12 protein-coding genes are annotated in these 13451 nt (G+C 72.1%); all 12 read right to left on the reverse strand.

Features of this window, described 5'->3' with window-relative positions; all coding sequences use genetic code 11:
- Positions 1-22: 22 nt before the first annotated feature.
- A complete protein-coding gene (locus K206_RS0127155; RefSeq protein WP_231401693.1) occupies positions 23-409 on the reverse strand; it encodes a HigA family addiction module antitoxin in 387 nt (128 codons plus the stop codon).
- Positions 410-420: 11 nt separating this feature from the next.
- Positions 421-702: a type II toxin-antitoxin system RelE/ParE family toxin gene (locus K206_RS0127160; RefSeq protein ID WP_020205525.1), complete on the reverse strand. Its 282-nt coding sequence runs from the start codon at positions 700-702 to the stop codon at positions 421-423.
- Positions 703-1027: 325 nt separating this feature from the next.
- Entirely contained in the window at positions 1028-1681 is a 654-nt protein-coding gene (locus K206_RS0127165) for a methionine ABC transporter permease (protein ID WP_020205526.1), read from the reverse strand.
- Positions 1662-2822 carry a methionine ABC transporter ATP-binding protein gene (locus tag K206_RS0127170; RefSeq protein ID WP_020205527.1) on the reverse strand — a complete coding sequence of 387 codons (1161 nt, stop codon included), beginning with the start codon at positions 2820-2822 and terminating at the stop codon, positions 1662-1664. Before K206_RS0127170 ends, K206_RS0127165 begins: the two co-directional genes overlap by 20 nt.
- Before the next feature lie 4 nt (positions 2823-2826).
- Positions 2827-3657, reverse strand: a complete 831-nt coding sequence (locus K206_RS0127175) for a MetQ/NlpA family ABC transporter substrate-binding protein (RefSeq protein ID WP_020205528.1) — start codon at positions 3655-3657, stop codon at positions 2827-2829.
- Positions 3658-3696: 39 nt separating this feature from the next.
- Entirely contained in the window at positions 3697-5058 is a 1362-nt protein-coding gene (locus tag K206_RS0127180) for an LLM class flavin-dependent oxidoreductase (protein WP_020205529.1), read from the reverse strand.
- A complete protein-coding gene (locus tag K206_RS0127185; protein WP_020205530.1) occupies positions 5058-6320 on the reverse strand; it encodes an SfnB family sulfur acquisition oxidoreductase in 1263 nt (420 codons plus the stop codon). The genes K206_RS0127180 and K206_RS0127185 overlap by 1 nt, the downstream gene beginning before the upstream one ends.
- A gap of 1 nt (position 6321) precedes the next feature.
- Positions 6322-7593 carry an SfnB family sulfur acquisition oxidoreductase gene (locus tag K206_RS0127190; RefSeq protein ID WP_020205531.1) on the reverse strand — a complete coding sequence of 424 codons (1272 nt, stop codon included), beginning with the start codon at positions 7591-7593 and terminating at the stop codon, positions 6322-6324.
- A 139-nt stretch (positions 7594-7732) separates the two neighbouring features.
- Positions 7733-8563, reverse strand: a complete 831-nt coding sequence (locus K206_RS0127195; RefSeq protein ID WP_020205532.1) for an ABC transporter permease — start codon at positions 8561-8563, stop codon at positions 7733-7735.
- Entirely contained in the window at positions 8560-9591 is a 1032-nt protein-coding gene (locus K206_RS0127200; RefSeq protein ID WP_020205533.1) for an ABC transporter permease, read from the reverse strand. Before K206_RS0127200 ends, K206_RS0127195 begins: the two co-directional genes overlap by 4 nt.
- 13 nt (positions 9592-9604) lie before the next feature.
- Positions 9605-11305, reverse strand: coding sequence for an ABC transporter substrate-binding protein (locus tag K206_RS0127205; RefSeq protein WP_020205534.1), 1701 nt, complete (start codon positions 11303-11305; stop codon positions 9605-9607).
- Between the two features lie 118 nt (positions 11306-11423).
- A complete protein-coding gene (locus K206_RS0127210) occupies positions 11424-13196 on the reverse strand; it encodes an ABC transporter ATP-binding protein (protein WP_020205535.1) in 1773 nt (590 codons plus the stop codon).
- Positions 13197-13451 lie beyond the last annotated feature (255 nt).

Genomic DNA, 13451 nt, shown 5'->3' on the forward strand with positions numbered 1-13451 from the left:
GGCGGGCCGGCGGCCCGCGCGGTCAGGCCGCCAGCGGCACGACCTCGCGGGCGATCGCCTCGCCGGAGGCCGCCAGCGCCACGCGCAGGTCATAGGCCGCCTGCAGGCTGGCCCAGAATTCCGGCGTGGTGCCGAAGTACCGCGCCAGACGCAGCGCCGTCTCGGGCGAGATGGCGCGACGGCAGCGCACGATGTCGTTGATGCGCGGCGCCGGTACGTGCAGGGCCATCGCCAGGGCATGCGCCGTCATGTTGTTGGGCACGAGGAAATCCTCGCGCAGGATCTCGCCGGGGTGGACCGGCTCGATGTTCTCGCCGGTGGCGATGTCCGAGAAATCGACCTTCTTCAGGTTCTCGCGCTTGATCGTCATGGTGGCCTCGATGGTCGGTGTAGTCGATATGGACGGCATGGCCGGCGTGGTCAGTGATAGTCGGTGATCTCTGCCTCGTAGACGTCGCCGTTGCCAAAGCGGAAACAAATCCGCCACTGGTCGTTGATCCGGATGCTCCACTGGCCCTGGCGGTCAGCCCTGAGTGCCTCCAGCCGGTTGGCCGGCGGCGCCCGCAGGTCGTCGAGCACGGCCGCCGCGTCGAGCATCTCGAGCTTGCGGAACGCGGCCCGCTGGATCTCGCGCGGGAGGCTGCTGACGAACTTGCCGGCGTACACCGCTGCGGTGGCCTTGCTGGCGAAGCTTCGAATCATGGTGACGATCCTATAATGCGTTGAGTTTAACGTCAAGTGTTATTCGTATGGCGTTATGTATGGCGACGACGCTGCCGCGCCCGCATCCGCAATGACGGAATGGCGCCCCGATGCGATGCCCGCCCAGGGCAGGCGTCGGAGACGCCGGCGGCGTGGCCGCCGGATGCGGAGGATGGAGGCGGTCCATGCCTGGCGGACCGTTCGCGGTCCTGCCGGAGAGCGTAGGCCGGCTCTCCCCGGGCATGCATGAGAGGATTCGCAAAAGCGCCCGGCCGAGGGATGGCGGGGCCGGCGGTGAGCCGGCCCGCCGGTCAGGCGGAGGCGCTCAGGGCGCCCGCAGCAGGCGCACGCAGCGGTCGCCCAGCCACTGGATGATGCTGACCAGGCCGATCAGCAGCACGATCACCACCACCATCACGGTGGTGTCGAAGCGCTGGTAGCCGTAGCGGATGGCGATGTCGCCGAGCCCGCCCGCGCCTACCGCGCCGGCCATCGCCGAGGCGCCGACCAGCGACACCACGGTAATGGTGAAGCCGCCCACGATGCCGGGCAGCGCCTCGGGCAGCAGCACGTGCCAGACGATGTGGCGGCGCTGGCAGCCCATTGCCTGCGCGGCTTCCACCAGGCCGCGGTCCACTTCGCGCAGGCTGATCTCGGCGATGCGCGCGAAGAACGGCGTGGCGCTGATCGACAGCGGCACCACGGCCGCCCACACGCCGATGGTGGCGCCCACCACCAGCCGCGTGAACGGCAGCAGCGCCACCAGCAGCACGATGAAGGGGGTGGCGCGAAAGCCGTTGACCACGCTGCCCAGCACGCGGTGCAGCCGCGGCGCGGCCAGCACGCCGCCGGGCGCGCTCAGCACCAGCACCAGCGCCAGCGGCGTGCCCAGCGCCACCGCCACCAGCGCCGAGGCGCCGACCATCGTGAGCGTGTCGAACAGGCCTTGCCAGATGCGTTCAATGGTCAGCGGGGACATAGCCGATTACCTTGGCGTGTTGGGATCGGGTGGCGCCGGCCAGCGCTTCGGCGGACAGGCCGCCGGCGGGCGCGGCCAGCAGCATGCGGCCCTGGCTGTGGCCCTGGATGCGGTCGACGCCGGCGTGCAGCAGGCGCGCCTGCCCGCCCAGCGCGGCGGCGATGCCGGCCAGCTCGGGCGCGGCGCCGGCGCCGCTGTAATGCAGCTCGACCAGCTGCTCGCAGGCGCCGTGCGCGGGCGGCGCGGCCAGCAGCCGGCGCGCGAGGTCGTCGGGCAGGCCGGCCTGCAGCGGCTGCAGCAGCGCCCGCGTGGCGGCGTGGCGCGGATTGCCGAACACCTCCCACACCAGGCCGTGCTCGGCGATGCGGCCGCCTTCGAGCACCAGCACGCGGTCGCAGATGTCGCGGATCACGCGCATCTCGTGCGTGATCAGCACGACGGTCAGGCCCAGGCGCCGGTTGATGTCGCGCAGCAGCGCCAGGATGGACTGCGTGGTCTCCGGGTCCAGCGCCGAGGTGGCCTCGTCGCACAGCAGGATCTCGGGCCGGTGCACCAGCGCGCGGGCGATGCCCACGCGCTGCTTCTGGCCGCCGGAGAGCTGGCCCGGATAGGCGCGCTGCTTGCCTTCCAGCCCGACCAGGCCGAGCAGTTCCTCCACGCGCGGCCCGATCTGGGCGCGCGGCACGCCGGCCACCTTGAGCGGCAGCGCCACGTTGTCCCACACGGTCTTGGCCGACAGCAGGTTGAAGTGCTGGAAGATCATGCCGATGCGGCGGCGCAGGGCCACCAGCGCGGCGGCGTCGAGCGTGGCGAGGTCGGTGCCGTCCACCAGCACGCGGCCGCTGCTGGGCGTCTCCAGCCGGTTGATGGTGCGCAGCAGGCTGGACTTGCCGGCGCCGCTGCGGCCGATGATGCCGAACACGCCGCCGGCGGGGATGTCGATGTCGATCTCGCGCAGCGCGTGCACGTCGCCGGCCGGCGTGCGGTAGACCTTGCCGACCTGCCGGAACGAGACCGAGCCGGCAGCCGCGCCGGGGCTGTCGCGCGGGCCATCGTGCGGGCCGCCGGCGCGGGCGGACGGCGGAGGTTCGAGCGGGCCGGGCGCGGCCTCGCGCCGGCGCAGGAAGGTCAGCGTGCCCATGACGTCACTGCTTGCGCCACGGCAGGCTGTAGAGCTTGTCGTTGTTGGCGTAGGACTCGCGCAGCTTCTGCAGCACCGCCGGCGACTCCTGGTAGAGCTTGACGAAGCGGGCGATGCGCGGGTCGCCGGCGTTGTCCTGTCGGCTGACGAAGCGGATCGCGAAATAGACGTCGTCCACGCCCGAATAGAGCAGGCCGGAGCCGGCCACCTGCGGCTTGCCGGCGTTGACGAAGTGGGCCGGATAGCCCTGCGCGAGGTCCACGTCGTCGAGCGCGCGCACCAGCTGCGGGCCTTCGATCTCCACGAACTTGAGCTTCTTCGGGTTGGCCACGATGTCGTCGAGCCCGCCGCGCGCGCCCACGCCGTCGCGCAGCCTGATCAGGCCGGCCTTCTGCAGCAGCAGCAGGCCGCGGCCCTGGTTGACCGGGTCGCTGGCCACGCCCACGCGCGCGCCGTCCTTGAGCTCGTCGAAGCGCTTGATGCGGCTGGAGTACAGGCCGATGTTGGGCAGCACGCCCACCGCCACGCTCTTGAAGGCGTAGCCGCGCTCCTTGATGGCGTTGTCGAGAAAGGCCTGGTGCTGGAAGTAGTTGAGGTCGAGGTCGCCGGAGGCCAGCGCCACGTTGGGCGTGGTCCAGTCGGTCAGCTCGACCACCTTGACGTCGAGGCCCTGCTTGCGCGCCTCGGCGGCGGCCACTTCGACCGAATCGGCGAGCGCGCCCGGCGTGACGCCGATGCGCAGCGGCGCGGCGTGCGCGAGGTGGGCGGCAGTGGCCAGGGAGAGCGTGGCGAGGGCGGAGATCAGCAGTCGCTTGAGTGTCGGCTTGCGTGTCATGGGGCGGGTGGAATGGTGTCTGGATGAATGTCGGGTGGTTCAATCGGCCGCGTGGCGGAACTGCGCCGCCGCGTGGCGCGCCGGCAGGCGGTCGCCTTCGCCGAACAGCTTGCCGCGCAGGCTGCCCTCGGCGTAGCTGGTCTTGTAGAGGCCGCGGTTCTGCAGCTCGGGCACCACCAGCTCGACGAAATCCTCGTAGCTTTCCGGCACCACGGTGCGGCTCAGGTTGAAGCCGTCGATGCCGGTCTCGTCGATCCACGACTGCAGCTCGTCGGCCACCTGCGCCGCGTCGCCGACGATGGCCGGATAACGCCCGCCCAGCTCGAACAGCTCCAGCAGGCGCCGGCGCGTCCAGCCGTGCTGCTGGGCCGCGCGCGAGGCGGATTCGATGGCGTTGCCGCCGTTGTAGTCCACCGGCGCGTCGAGGTCGTAGCGGCCGAAGTCCACGCCGGTGCTGGCGGCGAAGTGGGCCAGGCCCGCCTCGCGGCTGGCGTAGTCCTTGTAGTCGGCATGCTTCTGGCGCGCCTCGGCACTGGTGCGGCCCGCCACCACGGCGGCGCCGGCGAACACCTTGATGTCGTCGGGACGGCGCCCGGTCGCCACCAGTTGCTCGCGCAGCGCGCGCACGGTCTCGCGCGCGGCTTCCTTGCTGGGCGGCGAGATGAACACGCATTCGGCGTGGCGCGCCGCGAAGCGCTGGCCGCGCCCCGAGCTGCCGGCCTGGAACAGCACCGGCGTGCGCTGCGGCGACGGCTCGGCGAGGTGGTAGCCCTCGACCTTGTAGTACTTGCCCTGGTGGTTCACCTTGTGCACGCGGCCGGGGTCGGCGAACACGCGCGCGGCCTTGTCGCGCCGCACCGCACCGTCTTCCCAGCTGCCTTCCCACAGCTTGTAGAGCACCTCCAGGTATTCGTCGGCGCGGTCGTAGCGCTCGTCGTGGGCGATCTGGTTGTCCAGCCCCATCGCGCGCGCGGCGCTGTCGAGGTAGCCGGTGACGATGTTCCAGCCCACGCGCCCGCGCGTGAGGTGGTCCAGCGTCGAGAAGCGCCGCGCCAGCAGGTAGGGCTGCTCGTAGGTCAGGTTGACGGTCACGCCGAAGCCCAGGTGCCGCGTCACCGCGGCCATCGCCGAGACCAGCAGCAGCGGGTCGTTGACCGGCAGCTGGATCGACTCGCGCAGGGTCACGTCGACGTTGCCCTGGTAGATGTCGTAGACGCCCACGATGTCGGCGATGAACAGGCCGTCGAACAGGCCGCGCTCGAGCGTGCGCGCCTGGCCGGTCCAGTATTCGATGGTGTTGTAGTCGATGGAGCGGTCGCGCGGGTGCGTCCACAGGCCGTGGTTGATGTGGCCCACGCAGTTCATGTTGAAGGCGTTGAGCAGGATTTGCTTGCGTGCCATCACAGGGCTCCGTGCCGGGTGGGAAGGCGGTCGTTGAGGTAGTAGTTGCCGACCGCGTGGTATTTCCAGCGCACCGGGTCGTGCAGCGTGTGGGTGCGCGCGTTGCGCCAGAAGCGGTCCAGGCCCAGGCCGTCGAGCGTGGCGCCGGTGCCGGCCAGCTCGAACAGCTTGCTGCCGGCCAGCAGCGAGGCGGTGGTGGTGAGCGCGCGCGCCTCGGCCACGGCGATCGAGGCCGCGGCCACGCTGCGCTCGTCGGGCGCGGCCTGGGCCGCGTCGACGATGCGCCCGGCGCGGCGCACCAGCGCCGCCGCGGCGCGCAGGCGCACCGCCACGTTGCCGACTTCGTGGATGGTCAGCGGGTCGTCCGCCGCGCGCTCGACGCCGGCGTCGAGCCACGGGCGCGACTGCTCGCGCACGAACGGCAGCGTGGCGTCGAACGCGCCGCGGCCGACGCCGAGGTCGATGGCCGCGTGCAGGATCTGCGCCACCGGGCCGATGGTGGTGGGCTGCTCGAACGAGGCCAGGAACGGCACCACCCAGTCGGCCTCCACGCGCACGTTGTCGAACGTGACCGAGCCGCTGCCGGTGATGCGCTGGCCGAAGCCGTCCCAGTCGTCGACGATGGCCACGCCGGGCGCGGTGCGCGGCACGATGGCCAGCAGCGTGACCTCGCGGCCGTCCTGCTCGGCCACCACCAGCGTGGGAATCCAGTGCGCGTAGAGCGCGCCGGTGCAGTAGAACTTCTTGCCGTCCACGCGCCAGCCGTCGCCGTCCGGGCTGAGCCGGGTGCGGCGCTTGAAGTCCTTGTGGCCGATCTCGGCCAGCGCGTTGCCGAAGCGCTCGCCGGCCAGCGCGCGCGCGTAGAAGAAGCGTTTCTGCGCCTCGCTGCCGCCCACGCGCAGCACTTCCAGCGCGTAGAAATGGTTCTGCGGGATCTGGCCCAGCGAGCCGTCGGCCGCGGCGATGGTGGAGATCACTTCGGCCAGCGTCACGGTGGACACGCCGGCGCCGCCGAACTCGCGCGGCACCGTGATGCCCCACAGGCCGCTCGCGCTGAAGGCGTCGAGCTCGGCCCAGGGCAGGCGGCGCTCGCGGTCGCGCAGCGCGGCCCCGGGCGCGAACTGCGCGGCCAGCCGGCGCGCGGTGGCGATGGCGTCGGCGTCGTCGCGGATCAGCGTGGGCGGCTGCGCCGGCGGCGCGGCGGGCGCGGGGCGGCTGGCGGGGCTGTTGTCGGCGGGAACCGGGGTAAGGAGCAGGGACATGTCAGTTCCAGGAGTGGCGCGCGGGCAGCACGTGATTGAGGTAGTAGTTGCCGATCAGGTGGGTCTTCCAGCGCACCGGGTCGTGCAGCGTGTGGGTGCGCGCGTTGCGCCAGTGGCGGTCGAGGTTGTGGCGCGCGCGCGTGGCGGCGGAGCCGGCCAGCTCGAACAGCTTTTCGCTGGCGGACAGCGCCGCCTCGGTGGTCAGCACCTTGGCCTCGGCCACGGCCACCGAGGCGCGCGCGCTGGCCTCGGCGTCGAGCCCGCGCGGCGCGGCCGCGGCGGCGATGGCGTCGAGCGCGCGGCCGGCTTCGAGCAGCACCTCGCGCGCGGCGTGCACGTCGATCTGCACGCGGCCCACGTCGGCGATCAGGTGCGGGTCGTCGGTGGCGTGCTCCAGGCCCGAGTCGATCCACGGGCGCGCGTACTGGCGCACGAAGGCGATGGCGTCGGCCAGCGCGGCCTCGGCGATGCCCTGGTCGATGGCGGCCTGGATCAGTTGCGAGGTGGCGCCGTACAGGCCGGGGCGGTCCGCCAGCTGCCACACCGGCAGCACGTCGTCGGGCGAGACCGGCACGTTGTCGAACACCACGCTGCCGCTGGCGGTGGTGCGCTGGCCGAACGAGGACCAGTCGTCGACGATGGACAGGCCGCGCGCCTCGCGCGGCGACCATACCTGCACCGCGCGGCCCTGGTCGTCGAGCGCGCGCGCCGGCACGCGGTGCGCGAACAGCGCGCCGGTGGAATAGAAGCGGTGCCCGTTCAGGCGCAGGCCCTGCGCGGTCTCGGTCAGGCGGGTGGTGCCTTGCAGCACGTTCCGGCTGTGCTCGGAGCGGCGTTCCGGGCCGGCGTTGCCGAGCCGCGCGCCGGACAGCACCTCGCTGTAGAAGCGGCGCTTCTGCGCCTCGGAGCCGGCTTCGCGCAGCACGCCCAGCAGGCCGAAATGGTTCTGCGGGATCTGGCCCAGCGCCGGGTCGGCCGCGCACAGGATCACGAAGACCTCGGCCAGCGTGGCGTAGGACACCTCGGCGCCGCCGTAGGCGCGCGGCACCGTGATGCCGCCCAGGCCGCTCGCGGACCACTGGTCCAGCTCCGCCCACGGCAGGCGGCGCGTGCGGTCGCGCTCGGACGCGCCCTCGGCGAAGCGGGCGGCAAGGTCGCGCGCGGCCTGCAGGGCCTGCGCGTCGTCGGCGATGCGCCGCACGTCGGCCGGGTCGGGCAGGTGCGCCGGCGCGGCCGGCAGGGCGGTGGCGGGAAAATCGGACAGTGTGGTCATGGCAGTCGGGGAAGATGGCCGGGGTTAAGGTGTTGTTTCAAAATGAAGCGAAGCGGTCCTGGCTAGGCGCGCGGCCGCAGACAGTACAAGTGGTACGGCAAGGCCGCGCAACGACGCCAGGATCTTTTTGAAACGACATCTAGGCGGCGCGCACGCGGCGCAGGCGCGGATTGAGCGCCGCTTGCAGGCCGTCGCTGAGCAGGTTGAGCGCGAGCACCGTCAGCACCACCGCCAGCCCGGGGATGGCGGTCATGTACCAGCCGGTGCGCAGCGCGTCGCGGCCGAGGCCGATCATCGAGCCCCAGCTCACCACGTTGGGGTCGCCCAGGCCGAGGAAGGCCAGCCCGGCCTCGGACAGGATGGCGTTGGCCACCAGCAGGCCGGTGGAGACGATGATCGGGGTCCAGGCGTTGGGCAGGATCTCGCGGAAGATCAGGTGCGCGTCGCTGGCGCCCACCGCCACCGCGGCGCGCACGTATTCGCGCTCGCGCAGCGACAGGAACTCCGCGCGCACCAGCCGCGCCACGCTGGTCCACGAGGTGACGCCGAGCGCGAACACGATGGTGCCCAGCGTGGGCTTGAGCACCGCCACCAGGATGATGGCCAGCAGGAACGCGGGGATGGTCTGGAAGAACTCGGTGATGCGGCTCAGCACCGCGTCGGTGCGGCCGCGGTAGAAGCCGGCCGCGGCGCCCACCGCGACGCCGATGGCCAGCGCCACCAGCGCCGACGACACGCCCACCAGCAGCGACACGCGCGCGCCGTGGGCGAGGCCGGCCAGCAGGTCGCGGCCCATCAGGTCGGTGCCGAGCGGCGTGGCCGGATCGGCGCCGGGCCAGGTGTAGGGCGCGCCGACCATGTCGAGCGGGTCGTCGGGGAACAGCACGCCGGCCAGCGCGGCGGCCGCGGCCACCACCAGCAGCACGGCGGCGCCGAGCCAGATCGAGGGTTGCAGGTACCAGCGTTTCATGCGGCGCTCCCGGTCGCGGCCGAAGGCTGGCGCGGCGGCTGCGCGGCGCGGCGCACGCGCGGATCGAGCGCGGCCTGCGCCAGGTCCACCAGCAGGTTGGCCAGCACCACCAGCACGCCGCTGCAGATCAGCACGGCCAGCAGCACCGGGATGTCGCGGCTCTTGATGGCCTCGAACGACAACTGCCCGAGGCCCGGCCAGGCGAACACGGTTTCCACCACGATCGAGCCGCCCAGCAGCGCGCTGCTCTGCACGCCCAGCATCGTGACCACCGGCAGCAGCGCGTTGCGCAGCGCATGGCGGAAGATCACCTGGTGCTCGCGCGCGCCCTTGGCGCGGGCGGTGCGGATGTAGTCCTCGGCCAGCGTCTCGATCATGGCCGCGCGCGCCAGCCGCGCGTACACCGCCACGTAGTAGATCGCCAGCGTCAGCACCGGCAGCGCCAGGTGCCGCAGGTAGTCCAGCCACAGGCGCGCGCCGTGGTAGCCGGCGTTGACCTCGCGCAGGCCGCCCACCGGCAGCCATTCGAGCTGCACGCCGAACAGCACGATCAGCATCAGCGAGGTCCAGAACATCGGCGCCGAATAGCCCACCGTGGCCAGCGCCGACAGCACCGTGTCGGTCAGCCCGTGCGGGCGCCGCGCCGCGGCCACGCCGAGCAGCACGCCGGCCACGGTGGACAGCAGCAGCGCCGCGCCGACCAGCGCCAGCGTGGGGCCGAGCCGGTCCAGCAGCAGGTTGAGCACCGGCTCGCCGAAGCGGAACGAATAGCCCAGGTCGCCCTGCGCGATGCGGCCCAGGTAGCCCAGCAGCTGTTCGGGCAGGCTGCGGTCCAGCCCGTAGAGCTGGCGCAGCTGCGCCACGTACTGGGGCGGCACGCTGCCGCTCTCGCTGGCGATCACGTCGACCAGGTCGCCCGGCAGCGCCTTGAGCAGGGCGAAGTCGAGCACGGCGGTGGCGAACACCACGCCCAGCAGTTGCAGCAGCCGCCGCAGCAGCGACCTGAGCAGGGATCTGGCTATGCGCACGGCGTCCTCGCGGTTACTTGGCGGCCAGCCAGACCCGGGCGAAATTGCTCTGGCTGTGGTCGAAGGTGTCGGTGACGTTGCGCAGGCGCTTGTCCCACACGCCGAACCAGCGGAACTCGAACAGGTTGAGCAGCGCCAGGTCCTGCTGCGCCAGCTTCTGGAAGTCCTGGTAGAGCCGCACGCGGCGCGCCGGGTCCGGTTCCACCTGGGCCGCCTCGAGCAGGCGGTCCGCCTCCGGGCTGGCGTAGCCGGAGGCGTTCTGCCACGGCGTGCCCTTGGCCTCGGCCTTGGACCAGTAGTGCTGCTCCACGCCGATCTGCGGGTCCTGCCAGTTCAGGCCCCACGAGCTGACCAGCTGGAAGTTGTAGTCGGTGAACACGTTCTTGGTCCAGGTGGGCAGGTCCTGTCCGCGCAGGTTCACGTCGATGCCCACCGTGCGCAGCGACTGGCGTATGAACTCGCCGGTGCGGCGGTAGTCGTCGCCGAACGGGATGTAGTCGTGGTCGAGCTTGAAGCGCCAGCCGTCGGCCTTGCGCGGGAAGCCGGCTTCGTCGAGCAGGGCCTCGGCCTTCTTGCGGTCGTACGGGTATTGCTGGGTGTCGCGCGTGTAGAAGGTCTTGAGCAGCGACGACACCGGCCCGGTGGCGGGCACCGCGTAGCCGCCCCACACGGTCTTGACCAGCGTCTGGACGTTGATCGCGTGGAGGATGGCCTGGCGCACCTTGAGCTTGCCGATGATCGGGTCGCGCAGGTTGGGGATCAGCCACAGCCAGCCGGCGAAGCCGTTGTAGCCCTCGGTGCTGACCACCAGGTCGGGCGACTTGGCTAGGCGGTCGGCGTCGGCGAACGTCACCGGGTTGCGCTCGCCGTACTGCACCGCGCCGGTCTCCAGCGCGGTGGCGCGGCCGGCCACGTCGGGGATGATCTTGAAGGTGAGCTTGTCGAGGTAGGGCAGGCCCGGCGCCCAGTATTTGTCGAAGCGCTCCAGCGCGATGTGTTGGCCGCGCACCCACTCCTTGAACACGAACGGGCCGGTGCCGACCGGCTTGTTGTTGTACGGGTTGTTGGGGATGTCGGTGTTCTCGTACAGGTGGCGCGGCAGCACCGGCGCGGCCACCACGTCGAGCGCGTTGAGGATCACCGGGGTGGGCTTGGCCAGCGTGAGCACCACCGTGTAGTTGTCGGGCGTATCCACCTTGCGCAGGTGCTGGAACACGCGCCGCGCGGTCGGCGCGTACTTGGGCCAGATCTGCTCGGCGGAGAACTTGACGTCGGCCGCGGTGAAGGGCTTGCCGTCGTGCCACAGCGCGTTGCGGCGCAGCTTGATGCGCACGGTCAGGCCGTCGGGCGAGACGTCCACGCTCTCGGCCAGCTGCGGGCGCGGCTTGAGATCGGGGCCGTAGTCGAGCAGGCCGTCGAAGATCTTGCTGACCACGGTGCGGCCCGGGGTCGAGGTATTGATGAAGAACGCCAGCGTGGGCGGCTCGGGGTGCACCACGGCATCGAGCGCGCCGCCGCGCTGCGCGCCTTGCTCGGTATTCGGCAGGGCCTTGTTGAGCGCCCGCGCCTCGGGCAGCAGGCCGCCGAACAGGCCGCCCGCCAGCAGCGCGCCGCCGGCGCCCAGCCACTGGCGGCGCTGCGGGCTCGGGAGATCGGCGGAAGCTGCGTCGGCAGCGGAGGTCGGAGCGGCGAAGGGATGGTCGGGTGCGGTCATGGGGCGTCTGTGTGGCCGAATGGCGAAGGTTGAGAGAGGCGAAGGAACGAAGACAGCAGGACGGAAGAACGAAGGCGGCGATCTCGCGGCGCGGCGGGTGGAGACGGACGGAGCGGCGTCAGCCGGCCAGCGCCAGCGGCGGCGCCGTGGCCTCGTCGCGGGCCGGCGGCGCGGTGCCCGGCACGGCGGCCAGCAGCGAGCGCGTGTACGGGTGGCGCGGGTTGTGCCAGAGCGAATCGGGCGTGCCGGTCTCGACGATGCGCCCGGCCTGCATCACGCACATGCGGTCGGCGATATAGCGCACCACCGACAGGTCGTGCGAGATGAACAGGTAGGTCAGGCCGTGCTCGGCCTTGAGGTCGGCCAGCAGATTCAGGATCTGGGCCTGGACCGACACGTCCAGCGCCGACACCGGCTCGTCGCAGATCACCAGTTCCGGGCGCAGCACCAGCGCGCGCGCGATGGCGATGCGCTGGCGCTGCCCGCCCGAGAATTCGTGCGGATAGCGCCCGGCCGCGGCGCGGCCCAGGCCCACGTCGTCGAGGATGGCGGCGATGCGGCGCGCGCGCTCGGCGCGCTCGCGCACGCCGTGGATGGCCAGCGCGTGGCCGAGGATGTCTTCCACGCGCTGGCGCGGATTGAGCGAGCCGTAGGGATCCTGGAACACCATCTGCACGCGGCGGCGCCACGGCAGCAGCGCGGACGGCGCCAGCGCCAGCAGGTCCTGGCCGGCGAACAGCACGCGCCCGGCATCGGCCTGCGCGAGGCGCACGATGGCGCGCGACAGGCTGGACTTGCCGCAGCCCGATTCGCCCACCAGCCCGAGCGTCTCGCCGGCGGCGATGTCGAGCGACAGGCCGTCCACCGCGCGCACGCGCTGGTGGTCCGCGCCGGGGTAGGTCAGGGTCAGCTCCCGCACCGACAGCAGCGGCGCGGCGCCGGCGGCGGGGATGTGCGCCGCGGCGCGCGGCGCGGCGGGCGGCGTCACCAGCCGGAAGTCGCCATCGGCGCCGTCGGCGCCGGCGCGGATCTCGGCCAGCCGGTCGCGGCTGTAGTGCAGGCCGTTGGCGACGTGCAGCGAGGCGCCGAGCAGGCCGCGCGTGTAGGCATGGGCCGGCGCGGCGAACACGTCCGCGGTGGCGCCTTCCTCCAGCTTGCGCCCGCCGTGCATGACCGCCACGCGGTCGGCATAATCCGCCACCACGCCGAGGTCGTGCGTGATCAGCAGCACCGCCATGCCGAGCTCGCGGCGCAGGCCGTCGATCAGCGCCAGGATCTGCGCCTGGATGGTCACGTCGAGCGCGGTGGTGGGCTCGTCGGCGATCAGCAGGCGCGGCCCGCACGCCACCGCCATCGCGATCATGATGCGCTGGCGCTGCCCGCCGGAGAACTCGTGCGGATAGGCGTCGAAGCGGCGCGCGGGCTCGGGCAGGCGCACCAGTTCGAGCAGCTCGATGGCGCGCTCGCGCGCGGCGCGGCGCGACAGCGGCTGGTGCAGCGTGATGGCCTCGGCGACCTGCCGGCCCACGCTGAGCACCGGGTTCAGCGAGGTCATCGGCTCCTGGAAGATCATCGACACGCTGCGCCCGCGCTCGGCGCTCAGCGCGCGCTCGCCCAGGCCGATCAGCTCGCGGCCGTCCAGGCGCACGCTGCCGGTGCTGCGCGCATAGGCGGGCAGCAGGCCCATCAGCGCCAGCGCGGCGCTCGACTTGCCGCAGCCGGACTCGCCCACCAGCGCCAGCATCTCGCCGGCGGCGATCTGCAGGTCGAGCGCCTGCACGGCATGCTTGCCGGGAAAATGCACGTCGAGCCCGCGCACGGCAAGCAGCGGCGCGGTCAGGCTGGCGGCCGGGAGGGCCTCGGATCGGGGAGTCTGGACAGGGAAAACCATCCGTGCATTGCAGCATGGCACCCCGCGGTCTTCCCACGAATATTTGCGAAGATGCTTACTCGGATATGCGTTGGTGCCCGGCGGCGCGCCGTGCCAGTGCGGCGTGGCGGGACTGGCGGCGGGACTGGAGGGAGGCAGAGGACCCGCGGGTGCGCCGCGGCGCATGCCGGCGCCTGCTGGCCCGCGCACAGTTTGCGCGGGCACTGTTGGCCAGCGGGCAGCGCCGCGCGATACCGGCCCGCGCGCGGCGCGGGC

This window comes from Cupriavidus sp. WS (assembly GCF_000395345.1).
Lineage (GTDB): Bacteria > Pseudomonadota > Gammaproteobacteria > Burkholderiales > Burkholderiaceae > Cupriavidus > Cupriavidus basilensis_B.